Genomic DNA, 12,352 nt, shown 5'->3' on the forward strand with positions numbered 1-12,352 from the left:
GTTATGGTACTCTGGGGATGACAGTCAGGATAATCTCATCCACCTCGTCGGTATCGAGGTCGGTCACTCTTGCCTGGTGTTGCCAACTGACTCTGATCAAAAGGCGGGAGAGATCACTGCAAATATCTGTATCGCTGCTATCCGCATCCAGGCAGGTAACCTGCAACTGCCCGTTTGGCAGACTCTCCTGTATGCCGGTTCCACAACTGATTTGGTGCAGGTCAAAGATTGCCAGCTGTTGCGGGGTGCACTGGTCGACGGATGAGGAGTTGTCCATTGTCGGGGTCATGGAGCAGTTGGGTAGCGCTGGGCCTGACCCGACATCGCAGTTTGGGCTGCCCAGATATTCGTTATCGGCGACGGCCATCAGGTTTGCGTGCATGCGGTCTGAAAGAGCGGTTGCATAATCTATTGCTCTGGATCGGTAGTCGGCATTGCTTGAACCTTGGAGCGCGGCAATCTGCAGACTCGCCACCCCAAGCAGGCCTATGGCGACGATGATTGCGGCAATCAACACTTCTATGAGTGTCATGCCCTGGTGTTTTTGTCGATGAGCGATGGTCGACATTGGTTTGGCCTCGATAACCACGACCTTTCACAGCAGATATATCTCACCGAGAAAGATACAAAATGTAGTCAGCGTTCCTTTCGAAGCAGGCAACAGTCTGCTATATCGAATCAGGCCGAAAAGAGGGGATAGTTGAATGGAGCTAAGCTGATCCCTGCTTTACGTCCTTACAGAACACTCCTTGTTCCCTATTCAGGCTACCGCTGGATAAGAGTGAAGGTAAGTACCGTTTGTCGGCTTGATCTTACCGCTTATCCCTATATAGGCCGTTGCCGGCAGGGCGTTCTGAGATATCTATCGGGGGTTTTAGATGTGGAAAGGGTAGGCAGTGAGATTAAAACAGTGTTAGAAATCTATGCAGAGGGGTGTGCCTCACTTCCATGTGAGGCAAAGTATATCCTGGGGGGCTCAAGTCTATTTCCAGCCGTCTTCCCAGTCGGTACCTCTAAGTTGTTCCTTGCGTCCGGTGGAATGGAGGCGATAGGCTGTGACGTTGCCGTCTTCCTGCCCATTCTGACCAACGATTTGCAGCATGTAACAACTGGCCAGGGGACAAGCGCCCGTTGGCGCAGCGATAGTCAAACTGCCGTAATAATCATCAGCACTGTTTTCGCTGATGTTGGCTTCGGCCAGTGTTGCGGGGTAGCTACCTGTACGGGCTTTTATCACCTCCATCTTCTGCGCCGCCGCAGTCAATGCATCCATTCCGTCACTTCTGTGTCCCCGCCTGACTGACTCCACGTACATAGGGACAACGAATGAAGCCAAAAGCCCTATGATGGCGACAGCGATCATCAACTCAATCAGAGTAAATCCCCTGGGGATATGTCTGTATCTACTCATGGATTACCTCTTCCCAAGATATCGGGTGGAATCTGTCTGGCCATTCATAGACCTCTTCCAGGCCTACCAACGCCTTGACAACCTGTCCGAGTGTACCTGCTTCTTCACCCTCTGGGAAAACCAGTGTGGGTGAAGGTGGCATGCCCAGCATACTCAGCACCTTGGAGCGGTCGTTGCCGTCGAGGGTGCCTTCACTGCCGCCTAGACCGTCGAATATGGCGGATCCGTCTCGCATATTGATGGCGTAGAAGCGTCCGACACCAATTGCCCCGCGTGCTTCACAAGCTGCCAATTCCGGCGAACGTTCAGCACTGAAGGTGGTGAAGAGTACCGCGTAGTCATAGAGCACCGCCTTGGAGAAGGATTTCTCCGAATAGCCAAAGTCAATGTACCAACCGTTGAGTGTGGCCAACAAATTGGATGCTTGAGCCTGCTGAGTCGCACTACCGTCCTGCACAAGATTGTCAGATGCATCATAGAGTTGGGACTCTACTACCGCAGTATAGGTAGTGGGCTTGATCCATACGGCCGGGTCCTTGATCATATAGAATCTGTCTGTGACTGACACATCCAGGGGATCAGTGCGATTACCACTACCGATGAGGATGGCAAGGTATTGCACACCGCCCAGGTTGTAGTAGCCGACCTCTGGTGTGTTGAAGAAACGCCTAAACTCACTCGTGCCCGAGTTGATATCAGCGATAATGCCGCCATCCATTGCTCTGTCGGCAAACTCGCTATCAGGGATGTCGACACGGATGATCCTGCCACCCACGTCTGCAGCGTAGAGACGATCGATGATGCCGTTTGCATTGATGTCAACCGGAAGCACGTCGCCGGCAATAGCATTGTTCATATCGCTGATGGTCACACCGGCACTGCCATCCGGAGAGATGGAGGTGATCAATGAGCCGTCCAGTGCATCCACGATGTAGATGGCGTTACCTTCATCGTCATTTGTACGGGAGGTGGTTGTATCCTGATCCGGATCGTAACCGCCACCGAAGACCAAGACATCCCTGGAGGAAGTGGAACCTGATATTTCCATGGTCACGAAGAGAGGTTTGGACCAGGTTTGTCCAAGCCGGCTGAGACCTGCAGCCGAATTGATGGTGGTGACGAATCTGGGATTCAGGCGATCGGTGATGTCGAGCAGATAGTAGTTCCTACCACCCCTTCTCATACCGACAATGGCCATTTTGTGACCACCTGTTTCATACACGGTCAGTGGTCCATCCAATCCATAGTGAGGAATGGATGCTGGATTGCTGTTATAGAGTGTCTGGATATCACCGAGCAGATCGGATGGCATAAAGGCCCATAACTCCTCTCCGGTCTCCTCATCGAAAGCCTCCAGCACACCTTCACTGGTGGGGAGAAAAATGACATCATCACTGCCGTAGTTCATGACAGCCGGCTGGGTGTGGATGGGAGCCCCCATTTCGCCTTCATGGGATTGTGCTGTTCTTAAGTAGAAACAGGCTTTAATTGTTCCCGGTATCGGGTCTCCAAAGACAGCGTTACTACAATCAATGCTGCCAGTCACGTCTGTACGGAGAGCCCAGCTACTTGACGCGCCGTACCAAACAGTGGCAGAGGTATCTTCGGGTAAATCACACACCCCATTCTCGGACGCGCAAGGTGCTGCAAAGCTTGGAGGTGTGGTGCTGACGCTGCCGGTGGGGTCCCAGCCGATCCAGTTGAGCAGGACCTCCCTCCCCGCATCGTCGCCATCGGGCAGGCCGAGCATGGCATGGGTGACCAGCGCGTTGTCACGATGAACGCTATTCGAGGCATTTGATAGATCAGCCCCTGTATTGGTGTTGGTGTAGAGATTCCTGTTACCGGCTGCTGTCATTTGTTGTGCAGCACCACCAACCAGCGGGTTTGCGCCGTCATTTCCAGCGGTATTCCAATGGTCTGTTGATGAGACAAACTCATAATTATCGTTAACGATATCGTTGCCATTGGCGTCAGTTAAGGTAATGGCGACATCCCCGCCCGCTGTGGATGTGGAAATGGTATAACTCTTCAGGTTACCTCTCCAGAAGGTCTCTGCTGCCGGCACCAGCACCGGAACGAAGATGCGATTGCCGCTTACTGCCGCGTTATCCTGATTGAAGGGGATGACGGGTGCCGTGTAGGCATAGGGAATGGACTCCATCGCCTGGGTGACTATGGAGGTGAAGGCGCTGACCAGGTCGGAAACACTGGTCGCCGGATAGTAGTTGCCACCACCTGCGGTTGCGATGCTCATCATGAAGTTTTCAATCGCCGCATCATTGGTATCGAAACCGATAGTGTGGGTGACGATATTCTGTGTCTCTCGCCAGGCAGCACTGGGTTCCAAGTCAGTATTATAGGCATAACTGGCTATCTCCCTGGCACAACGGCCATTCTGCCAGTTTGAGGTTGAATCGCTGATACAGTTTGTCCCTTCATAACTGGTCAATCCATATGCCTGATTATTAGTGGGAGAGTTGGAGTTGGGACGACCGTCGGTCAGTACCACCATGTGGTTCGGACGGCACCAGTTGTCTTCCGGGATACCGGCGATGGGGGAAGTTGTGGTGAAACCGTTGAAGTCGGTGAAAGTCCGGTCACGTCTGAACCAGTCGACTGCAGCCTCCATCGCCTTGACCGTGGGTGTATAGCTGACTGTTTGCAGGTTATCCACCGCATTGAGAAAATTGTTTCGATTGGTATCGATTAGGCTGAAGTTGCCGCTGTGTGCACGCAGGAACAGAGGACCGTTGTTTCCCCAACGGGTTGTGTAACCGAGCAACGCGGCATTCACATTTCCCATATCCGTGTCGTTGATCAAGTCCCTCATTGCCTGTTCCAGGCGGTCCCTGCGACTCGGGCTGCCACTAGACATACTGCCCGATTCGTCGAGTACGAAGAGTACATTCGGCGGTACGGGATCGGGTGGTTCCTGCAGATAGATTTCAATGTCATCTGCATAGGCAATGGAGCTCATCAAGGAAAAGGCGAATGAGAGCCCAAGAGGAATGACGAGTTGTTTAGCCGGAAAGAATCTATACATAGTACTCATGATCTATAACTCCTCAATTCCTGATTAGGGCTACTTCCATGCGATTGGTCGTGACGGTGTTATTGTCCACAACACGACCCACGGAATCTGCCTGATACAAGACGGTAACGACGTTTAATCCAAAACCGGAGAACTTATATTTACCGGGAGGACTGATCTCCAACATCTCCAGGGTAAGGTCCGCAGCGATGTCAGGTTGGTTAAGCACGCCAGTTGATGAATAGTAGGGAGGGGTGTCCATGGTCACGCTGGCGCCAACCGCATTCGGTACCTGTACTTGCGGATTAGGCCCGGTTAGTTGTGCCAGGGCGTTTTCTGCGGCCTGGAAACTCAACTCCTTGAATTGATGATTCACAGCAATCTTTGAATCGAGATTGGTACTGCGCATGGCGCTTACACTCAACAGTGTAATGATCGTGAGTAGTATCATGCTTACCACCAAGGCTACGCCTTGTTGTGATCGATGCACCCGCCAGGCATGGTGTTGTTTACTTTTCATGATTACTGTCTCTGTACTGTGGTGTTGAGATTTCTGAGTGAAATAGTCGCATTAGCCGGTGTAAACGACTTGGTCGTGTTCGGTGCAGGCATTTCCATACCTATGATGTTCAAATCTCCGGCGGCCGCCGGTTGATAGGCCAAAGGGAGTTCCTCGGTGTCGGAACTCGCTATCATGCCGACCCGAATCGTGACCACGTTTATCCAGCGCCCAGCATTTTCCACTTCGGTTGCGGTGAGATATTGATTGGCGATGCCATCCGCATCGGTGTCCACACCATATAGGGCGCGCATGCGCACGATGCCCGATACCATTGCCCGTTCATAGACAACGACCAGAGCACCACCGGTGGTTTCGATATCCTGGCAAATTAGCTCTTCATCGTCACTGATGTAAAAACGGACAGTATGTGTGACTTCGTCGATGGGAGGACCATCCTGCCCGCAGGGTTGCGGGCCTACTGCATAGCGAACCGCAATGGCGCTGGAATCGTTACTGTCTATGTCAATTATGCATGCGGAGGTAGATGCGTCTGTGTCATCGGGATCAAGGCAGGGAAAAGTCCTGAGGTTGTTGTCTACAACGGTATAGACACCGGCATTATCGTTTTGCTCGAGAATCCCTCTGCCAGCCATGACCAAGTTTCTGCGCAGGTCCTGAACTGAGAAACGCGCACCTTCGGTGGCTGTTGAGATGGCGGACCTTGCATTAAAGGCGCTTTTACTGTCGAGGTAGATTTTTCCAGCTCCACCCATCAGAAATATGCCAATCGCACTGGCAATCATCAATGAGATAATGGAAAAACCTGCCTGTCTGTGGATGGTTCTGCTCATGGTTGCACTCCAGGCAAGATCGTTGCGACGACTTCGTGGTCAATGGTGGTATCGGTTTCTGTTGCTGCGTCCGGGTTTCTATTCTGGACTTGCCAGGTGATGGTGACTCTCACTTCCGCCATTGGGCCGCAACCAACTGGACAAGCTATATCTAATTCTGCACCTGGAAGTGAGCCCGTCAGGGCGCAATTCAATTCCCAAAGATCATAGGCTGCCATCTCTGCAGGGGTGCACTCAGCGAGGGGGATGATAGTTCCGTCAGGACTCATGGCGCATCTTTCAATGGTGGCCAACTCAGCAGTAGGACCAAGGGCGCAGGAATCGGTTGGAATGGTATTGGGTGCCGCATAGGCATCAACAGCGGTCAGGTTTGAGCGCATACGGTCGGACAAGGAGGCGATAATGTCGGTGGCCCTGGAACGCATCTGCGCATCGTTGGCGCCCTGAAGGGCACTAATCTGCAGCGATGCAATGCCCAATAGACCCACAGCGATGACCACTGCGGCTATCAGGACTTCGACCAGGGTCATACCACGAGCGTAGCTTTTCTGTGACAGTTGAGCTGGCAGTTTCATGGGCAGTTTCCTTCGGCGACGGTCTTGATATAGGGTCGTCCTGTGAGGCTGAGACAGACACGGCTTTTCAGCGTGCCATCGAAGCTGATCTCGATGCTATCTCCGGCAGTGATATTGGCACGGCCCCTGGAGTTGTAGGTTACATCGTTGTTTGCAATGTTTTCCGCCAGTGAAATATTTTCATTGCCGACTGTCTGGTCCACGATGTCCTCGCCTCCAAAGGTTGTAACCAGCCAACCATCGCTTTCTGGGGTTAAGGTGACGTTGTTTTCTATCCTGACTGCTTCACTGCGAGCGTATAAAAGTGCACTCACCAGCTCGTTACTCGTGGTTGATACATTGTTGCGTTCGCTCAGGTCTTGAAATCCTGGTACGACAAACGTCATCAATACAGCCGCGATCGCTAATGTGACCAATAACTCAAGCAGTGTGTATCCTCGATATATATGCATAGGTGCAAACCTCATAAGATCTGTACATAGACTAGATTATGCTTAGTGGGGGGGGTATACCGTTTATCGGCGGAGTGTGTCCGTATATCCTGAAAAACAACAAATTCTTCACTTTTTAGTGGGTTATGACAGATAAATAGGAAAGTAAGTTGTATTCAAGCATAGGGTTAAGCCTGCATGAGGCTGGCCTATAAGATACAGCTTGGCGTTTGCCTGAGAGTCAGGGAATCGGGTGTAAATTAAATTCTAGAGTGAATCACCAAGCAGCGATTTTGGTAAGGCGAACACAACCTGTTCCTCTTTCCCCTGGGCCTCGATGACATTTTCAGCGCCCCATTCCTTTAGCTTCTCGAGCACATTTTCAACCAGGATTTCCGGTGCGGAGGCGCCTGCAGTGACCCCAATCTGGTGCTTGCCATCCAGCCAGCTCGGATCGATGTTTTCAGCACCGTCTATAAGATAGGCCGGTGGACCGTTCTTTTCGGCGATCTCTCTCAGCCGATTGGAATTGGAGCTGTTGGGGGATCCCACCACCAATACCAGGTCACACTGTTTGGCGAGTGCCTTGACCGCATCCTGGCGATTTTGTGTGGCATAACAGATATCGTTCTTTTTGGGACCGATAATGTTCGGATAACGCTGTTGCAGGGCGTTGATGATCTGTTGCGTATCATCGATGGAGAGGGTGGTTTGAGTAACGAAAGCGATCTGCTCGGGGTGTCCGATCTCCAGCTCTTCCACATCTTCGAGGGTAACTACCAAGTGAATGCGGCTGGTATCGGTATCAGCCATGCATTGCCCCATGGTGCCCTCCACCTCGGGATGACCCCTGTGACCAATCAATATCACCTCATAACCGTCTCGACAGCGACGGGCGACTTCAAGGTGGACTTTTGTCACTAGTGGGCAGGTGGCGTCGAAAACCCTCAGTTGCCGCTGTTTTGCCTCTTCTCGGACTGATTGGGGGACGCCATGGGCACTGAAAATCACAGTATGGCCGTCTGGCACGTCTTCCAGTTCATCGACGAAGATGGCGCCACGACCACGCAGACTCTCCACAACAAAGCGATTGTGTACCACCTCGTGGCGGACATAGATAGGTGCTCCAAGGAGCTCCAGGGCCCGTTCGACGATCTCGATGGCACGGTCGACGCCGGCACAAAAGCCTCTGGGATTGGCGAGTAGTATCTGATGCGTTTGCTGCATAGGTTGCCTGGCGTCTCTTCTCAGTTAGTTTGACCAGTAGTGCTGGAGTCGTTCCCATCCGCATCCTCAGTTTGTTCAACCTCAAGGATGGTGACTTTGTAGCGGAATTGTTTGCCCGACAGGGGGTGGTTGAAGTCGATCTGAACACGCTCATCCTCGACTTGCAGCAGCGTGCCGGCAAGTTCCTCACCTTCAGGGGTGGAGAATGCGATAATCTCACCAGGATTCAGGGACTGACCCGGCGGAAACTCCTGCTTGTCCAACCAGTGGATCAGGGCATCGTCTCTTGGTCCGTAGACATCATCCCCCAATACAAGCAGGTCCTGTTCATCCCCGCTACGCAGGCCCAACAGGGCGAACTCCAGCATCTGTTCCATGGTGTTGTCGCCCAGGGTGAAGTCCAAGGGCTCATCCCCATAGGTGGAGATGATTTCCGTACCATCCGGCAAGGTCAGAGAAAAGTGCATCTTGACCCGGCTGAGTGGAGTGATCTTTGGTTTGAATGCACCCATTGCTCAATGCTCTGTAAAGCACTGCTGCAGTTCAAGCAGCTGGGGAAGATTGAGTCGTAGACGATCGGCACGGGAGTGTGCCAATTGTAATTTGGCCGGAGCGCCGCCAATCCTGCCAATGCGCATAAAGACCATCTCATTTTCCAGCATATGACTGCTCACCTTTGCTAGGGCCTGTTAACACTAATCCAATGCACTCTGCTGGGACTGTTTTTGCGCCCAGCAAGGCAGAATGAGCGTGGTGTAGCCCGGCTACATGAGCGAATGATAACGCCGCTGGGCGCAAAAACAGCCCCAGCCCTTCGGGTTGCGCCCCGAAGGAAGTGCCCTTGGGGTGCGCCTGAAAAAGCGCCACTCAGCGTTGCTCGTCGTTCATTTGGAGCGACCAAACTTCTCTCCTCGCGCCTTGATTGGCGTTTTTTCAGGCACAACAGAGTGCATTGGATTAGTGTTAACAGGCCCTAGGACCCTAGAGGTCGCATCATAGCGGATTTGCATTATTTTTATAAAGGTCTAACATATCTTTAAGTAGGAGGATTAATAAACATAGGCAGTGCCATGATTAATAAAGAAATTATTATTGAAAATCAGCTCCCTCTCTATGATGTTCAAGAGGTTTCCCTACTCGATGCGATGTTATTATTGAAAGGCCGTGGGGAATCCGAGCGGGAATCGTCGATCACCCGCGCCGCAGAACTGATGAAACATCGAAATCAACCACAATCGATGGATACCCGCTGGCCCATGACGGGTACTTAGCCGTGGACTGACTGGATTCAGGCGCTAGCGCGGCCTAAATCAATATCTCCTGGGTGACAAAGAGGAAACCTATGGAGACAATGACCACCCCCACCGCCAGGTATTGAAACAGAATACAGATTCCTGGTAGGTCGTTGCAGACTTTGCTGAAGCGGCAAATCTTGCAGTTTTTCATTCTTACACCTCACAAACTACAGAGGTCGGCAGCTCACTATTAAGACGAGCCGACCGTTGCTGCATGTTTATTTCCAATCAATCGGTAGGCCAGCCAAGGCAGATTGAGTGGAACTGCAGCAAACAACTACACCACATGGTCGCATACTTTATTGGGTGTTGAAAGCGGAGAAATCTGCCTGAAAATACCCGGGAGGATCTAAGTATTTGTTTTTAGTGAGGTCACTTTGATGATATCCCTGATCGTATTAACATGTGCGGCAATTGAACTTGAAATACGGAGAAGCGGATGTTGATAGAGGGTCCTTTGAAGATTGGTGTGCTGGATGATCCCGAGCAACCGGGTCGCGAATTGCATATTAGTTTTACCCCGGATTTTCAGGCACTTGAGCAATCAAACCAGACACAATCCTTTGCAGAGTATTTGCAGCTTCTGGGACAAAATATCGACAAGCTGCCAGAGAGCGACCCCAACCGGGCGGGGATGTTGATCGTGCAACAGATCGCAGAACAGCTATTGCCGCATCTGCACACGGGTGATCTGGAGATCACGGAAACCATAGTCGTCGAGATGGGGCGTGACTATGCCAGTGACTCGCTCATGGGCCTGCTCACTTAAATGAGCGATGTGGCGTATATCCTGGAGGGGACTGCTGACAATTTTGACCGGCTGGTGGTCGAGAATTCCAAACAGGGATTGGTGATAGCCGACTTCTGGGCACCCTGGGTGGGGCCCTCACTGAAACAGCGTGAGATCCTGGTCGATCTGGCGAACCGCTACCAGGGGCGCTTTCTGCTGGTGTCGATAAATACCGATGAACAGAAACCCTTGGCCGAACGGTTTGGGGTACGCAGTCTGCCCTCATTCAAGCTATTCCATCTGGGTGAGATGGTGGCTGAATATCATGGTGTGCAGGCAGAATCCGACTATCCACTGATTGTGGAGAAATATGTACAGAGGCAGCTCGATCCCATCAGTCGTGAGGCGATAGCTGCATGGCAGGGGGGAGAGCCGGAAAAGGCCTTGCAATTGCTCGCCGAGGCGGTGGTGGCCGATCCGGAAAATCTCGCCTTACCGGCATTGATGAGCAAGATTCTCATGCGTCAGCAGCGCTTTCGTGATGCCCATGCCCTGTTGAGTGCGCTACCGGAGCAGGCACAAGAGGCGGTGGAGGTACGTAACCTGCTGGCACATCTGGATATCATCGTGACCGCAGAGGATGCGGATGAACCGGCCCTTCTGCTGCAACGCCTGGAAACAGAGCCCAGGGATGCCGAGACACTCTATCAACTCGCCGCGGTTCATCTGGTCGGAGACGATTTAGAGCCGGCCCTCGACCTGCTGCTTGAGATCACCCGCAGTCATCCTGACTATCGCAAGGGGGTCGCGCGTCGCTCTATGCGTGCCGTGCTGGATCAACTGGATGCCGGTGATGAACAGGTCATGCAATATCGACGTGAGCTCTACCGGCTCGATTACTGAACCAGAAAAGATGTCTGAAACCCCACCCAAAATTGGTTTTGTCAGTCTGGGCTGCCCCAAAAACCTGGTCGATTCGGAACAGATATTGAGCAGGTTGCGTGCCGAAGGCTACGAGCTTTCCGCCAGTTATGATGGCGCCGACCTGGTGCTGGTGAATACCTGCGGTTTCATCGACGCGGCGGTGGATGAGTCCCTGGATGCGATCGGTGAGGCGTTGGAGGAGAACGGCAGGGTGATCGTGACCGGTTGTCTGGGTAAGGATGAGAGGCGTATTCGTGATGCGCACCCTCAGGTGCTGGCGGTTACCGGGCCACACGCCTATGCGGAGGTGATGGAGGCTGTGCACCGGCAACTGCCTCCGCCCCATGATCCCTTTACCAGCCTGGTACCGCCACAAGGCATTAAACTGACGCCGGGGCACTATGCCTATCTGAAGATTTCCGAAGGGTGTAATCATAGCTGTAGCTTTTGCATTATTCCGGATCTGCGGGGCCCCCTGGTGAGCCGGCCTTTCGGGGAGGTCATGCTAGAGGCCCGACGGCTGGTGGAATCCGGTGTCAGGGAGCTGTTGGTTGTCTCCCAGGACACCAGTGCCTATGGGGTGGATATCAAATACCGACCCGATTTCTGGCAGGGCAGGCCGGTGGCCACGAAATTGGAGGCATTGGCTGCGGAGTTGGGGGAGTTGCAGGCCTGGATACGACTCCACTATGTCTATCCGTATCCCCACGTGGATCACCTGATCCCGTTGATGGCGGAGGGGCATATCCTGCCCTATCTCGATATGCCATTGCAGCATGGCAATGTGCGAGTGCTGCAAACCATGCGGCGTCCGGCGGCCACGGAGAAGGTATTGGCCAGGATTGAACGATGGCGCCGGGAGTGTCCCGATCTGACCCTGCGCAGCACCTTTATCGTCGGTTTTCCCGGTGAGACGGAAACGGAATTTGCCGAGCTCCTGGTATTTCTGCGCGAGGCCCAGCTCGACAGGGTAGGTTGTTTTGCCTATTCCCCGGTAAAGGGAGCCCAGGCGAATGAGCTGCCGGATGCAGTACCAGACGAGGTAAAAGAGGAGCGCCGTGCCCGTTTTATGCAGGTGCAGGCTGAGATCAGCCGCGAGCGCTTACAGGCCAAGATTGGCCGTAAGTTGGTGGTGCTGGTGGACCAGGTCAGAGAGAAGCAGGTTGTCGCCCGTAGTGCGGCGGATGCCCCGGAGATCGATGGCCGGGTCTACATTCCCGGGGCCTGGGATCTGCAGCCAGGGGATTTCATCGAGGTACGAGTCACCGCTGCCACTGCCCACGATCTCCAGGCAGAGCCGGTGGATGTGGATGAAACGGAGATCGATTAGGGTATTAGAACTGGCGCATCCTTGCGCCGCGCCAACCTACCG

15 protein-coding genes are annotated in these 12,352 nt (G+C 53.1%); 4 read left to right on the plus strand and 11 right to left on the minus strand.

From position 1 onward, the window contains the following. Window position 1: 1 nt before the first annotated feature. The 10 genes from pilV (R2K28_RS08805) to R2K28_RS08850 all read right to left on the minus strand — a co-directional run bounded on the left by pilV (R2K28_RS08805) (window position 2) and on the right by R2K28_RS08850 (window position 8,693). The gene (gene pilV, locus R2K28_RS08805) at window positions 2–568 is read right to left on the minus strand and encodes a type IV pilus modification protein PilV (protein WP_316369234.1); all 567 of its coding nucleotides are present in this window, start codon (window positions 566–568) and stop codon (window positions 2–4) included. A gap of 414 nt (window positions 569–982) precedes the next feature. Beyond that, window positions 983–1,411: a type IV pilin protein gene (locus R2K28_RS08810; RefSeq protein ID WP_316369236.1), complete on the minus strand. Its 429-nt coding sequence runs from the start codon at window positions 1,409–1,411 to the stop codon at window positions 983–985. Further along, entirely contained in the window at window positions 1,404–4,466 is a 3,063-nt protein-coding gene (locus R2K28_RS08815; protein WP_316369238.1) for a pilus assembly protein, read from the minus strand. The genes R2K28_RS08810 and R2K28_RS08815 overlap by 8 nt, the downstream gene beginning before the upstream one ends. A gap of 13 nt (window positions 4,467–4,479) precedes the next feature. Further along, window positions 4,480–4,965: a pilus assembly PilX family protein gene (locus tag R2K28_RS08820; RefSeq protein WP_316369239.1), complete on the minus strand. Its 486-nt coding sequence runs from the start codon at window positions 4,963–4,965 to the stop codon at window positions 4,480–4,482. A gap of 2 nt (window positions 4,966–4,967) precedes the next feature. Continuing rightward, window positions 4,968–5,798 (minus strand): PilW family protein, encoded by an 831-nt coding sequence (locus tag R2K28_RS08825; RefSeq protein ID WP_316369241.1) that lies wholly within the window; start codon window positions 5,796–5,798, stop codon window positions 4,968–4,970. After that, window positions 5,795–6,373: a type IV pilus modification protein PilV gene (pilV, locus tag R2K28_RS08830; RefSeq protein WP_316369243.1), complete on the minus strand. Its 579-nt coding sequence runs from the start codon at window positions 6,371–6,373 to the stop codon at window positions 5,795–5,797. The genes R2K28_RS08825 and pilV (R2K28_RS08830) overlap by 4 nt, the downstream gene beginning before the upstream one ends. Next, window positions 6,370–6,825, minus strand: a complete 456-nt coding sequence (locus R2K28_RS08835) for a GspH/FimT family pseudopilin (RefSeq protein ID WP_316369245.1) — start codon at window positions 6,823–6,825, stop codon at window positions 6,370–6,372. Before R2K28_RS08835 ends, pilV (R2K28_RS08830) begins: the two co-directional genes overlap by 4 nt. A 246-nt stretch (window positions 6,826–7,071) precedes the next feature. After that, window positions 7,072–8,031 (minus strand): 4-hydroxy-3-methylbut-2-enyl diphosphate reductase, encoded by a 960-nt coding sequence (gene ispH / locus R2K28_RS08840; protein WP_316369247.1) that lies wholly within the window; start codon window positions 8,029–8,031, stop codon window positions 7,072–7,074. A 20-nt stretch (window positions 8,032–8,051) separates the two neighbouring features. After that, entirely contained in the window at window positions 8,052–8,543 is a 492-nt protein-coding gene (locus R2K28_RS08845; protein WP_316369249.1) for an FKBP-type peptidyl-prolyl cis-trans isomerase, read from the minus strand. 3 nt (window positions 8,544–8,546) lie between these two features. Next, window positions 8,547–8,693 (minus strand): hypothetical protein, encoded by a 147-nt coding sequence (locus R2K28_RS08850; protein ID WP_316369251.1) that lies wholly within the window; start codon window positions 8,691–8,693, stop codon window positions 8,547–8,549. Between the two features lie 408 nt (window positions 8,694–9,101). Here R2K28_RS08850 and R2K28_RS08855 point away from each other — a divergent pair, with 408 nt between their 5' ends. Beyond that, a complete protein-coding gene (locus R2K28_RS08855; RefSeq protein WP_316369254.1) occupies window positions 9,102–9,302 on the plus strand; it encodes a hypothetical protein in 201 nt (66 codons plus the stop codon). Window positions 9,303–9,336: 34 nt separating this feature from the next. Here the strand turns inward: R2K28_RS08855 and R2K28_RS08860 are convergent, their stop codons facing one another. Next, window positions 9,337–9,477: a hypothetical protein gene (locus R2K28_RS08860; RefSeq protein ID WP_316369256.1), complete on the minus strand. Its 141-nt coding sequence runs from the start codon at window positions 9,475–9,477 to the stop codon at window positions 9,337–9,339. A 288-nt stretch (window positions 9,478–9,765) separates the two neighbouring features. Here R2K28_RS08860 and R2K28_RS08865 point away from each other — a divergent pair, with 288 nt between their 5' ends. The 3 genes from R2K28_RS08865 to rimO are packed head-to-tail and all read left to right on the plus strand — an operon-like array spanning window position 9,766 to window position 12,310. Then, window positions 9,766–10,095 carry a transcriptional regulator gene (locus R2K28_RS08865; RefSeq protein ID WP_316369258.1) on the plus strand — a complete coding sequence of 110 codons (330 nt, stop codon included), beginning with the start codon at window positions 9,766–9,768 and terminating at the stop codon, window positions 10,093–10,095. Continuing rightward, on the plus strand, window positions 10,096–10,959 hold the full coding sequence (locus R2K28_RS08870; RefSeq protein ID WP_316369260.1) for a tetratricopeptide repeat protein: 864 nt from the start codon (window positions 10,096–10,098) through the stop codon (window positions 10,957–10,959). It abuts the gene before it with no gap. 10 nt (window positions 10,960–10,969) lie between these two features. Beyond that, on the plus strand, window positions 10,970–12,310 hold the full coding sequence (rimO, locus tag R2K28_RS08875; RefSeq protein WP_316369711.1) for a 30S ribosomal protein S12 methylthiotransferase RimO: 1,341 nt from the start codon (window positions 10,970–10,972) through the stop codon (window positions 12,308–12,310). Window positions 12,311–12,352: the final 42 nt, after the last annotated feature.

It is taken from the genome of Candidatus Thiodiazotropha sp. CDECU1 (assembly GCF_963455295.1).
Lineage (GTDB): Bacteria > Pseudomonadota > Gammaproteobacteria > Chromatiales > Chromatiaceae > Thiodiazotropha.